Below are 940 nucleotides of genomic sequence, written 5' to 3' on the forward strand. Positions count from 1 at the left end.
TGCCAGCCAGCTCGCGGCGCTGCAACTCGTCCAGCGCGTCGCGCACCAGCTCGGGCCGGCTCTTGAGCAGCTTGATGACGACTTGCTCGATGGCCTGAGATGATGGGGCAGGCGGGGCTAACTTGGCTGTCTCGCCGGTCTGCGCGATGGCCGCGCCGGCCGGCAGTGCCAAGCTCAGCGCCACCAGCAAGGGCGCGCTCAGCCTGCGCGCGGCAGGGCTTGTTGAAAGTGAAAGCATGGCAGCTCCTGGCTGGCAAGGGTTGTCTGGGATGGATGGGCCGGCTGCCGGCCCTGAGCTTCAGCCGAACTTGCGGCGGCGCCAAGCCAGCAGCCCCAGCCCAGCCAACAGCAAGGCATAGGTCTCGGGCTCGGGCACCGGGGCGGCCATCACCCGGATTTCGCCGCTCGTGTAGAGCTGGCTGTAGTCCAGCTGCGTCCCCGCCGCGAGCTTGAAGCCGGTGGCATCGATGTCGGCGAAAGTGCCGGTCAGCGTGCCCCAGTCCAGCAGGTCGAAGCTCTGGCCTTTTTGCGCCACGAAGCCATTCCAGGACGTCAGCTTGAGCGTGCCGTTCAGGCTCAGATTGCCGGCCACGATGTACTTGTCGAAGCTGCTGTTCTTGAACGCCTCATCGCTGCCGCAGCGCAAGGTGCAGGCGGTGATGCCGCCAATCTCGGCCAGGTAGGTGCTGCTGTCGCCGAACTCCACATCGCCCTCATCGCTGCCCAGGCCCGGCGATGCGCCCACCGTCAGCGTGCCTTCGAAACGCTTGGCACCCGCCCCGCTGAACTTGGCGCCGGTGCGCTGCTGAACGGTGCCGAAGAAGGTCGCGACCGAGCCGGTTGACACGCGCAATTCGGCGCCGTTTTGCACATCCACATTGCCGTAGAAGGTGCTGTTGCTATTGCCCGAAAGAATGATCTGGCTGGCAGCGGTACTGAG

At 65.7% G+C, this 940-nt stretch carries 2 protein-coding genes; both read right to left on the minus strand.

Annotation, left to right across the window (positions count from 1 at the left end; genetic code table 11):
• On the minus strand, window positions 1-238 hold a 238-nt coding region (locus LNV08_RS22945), incomplete at its 3' end, for a hypothetical protein (protein ID WP_263536061.1).
• 60 nt (window positions 239-298) lie between these two features.
• Window positions 299-940 (minus strand): PEP-CTERM sorting domain-containing protein (locus LNV08_RS22950; protein ID WP_414858790.1); only part of this gene is annotated, 642 nt, incomplete at its 5' end.

The organism is Paucibacter sp. TC2R-5 (assembly GCF_025717605.1).
Classification (GTDB): domain Bacteria; phylum Pseudomonadota; class Gammaproteobacteria; order Burkholderiales; family Burkholderiaceae_C; genus Paucibacter_A; species Paucibacter_A albus.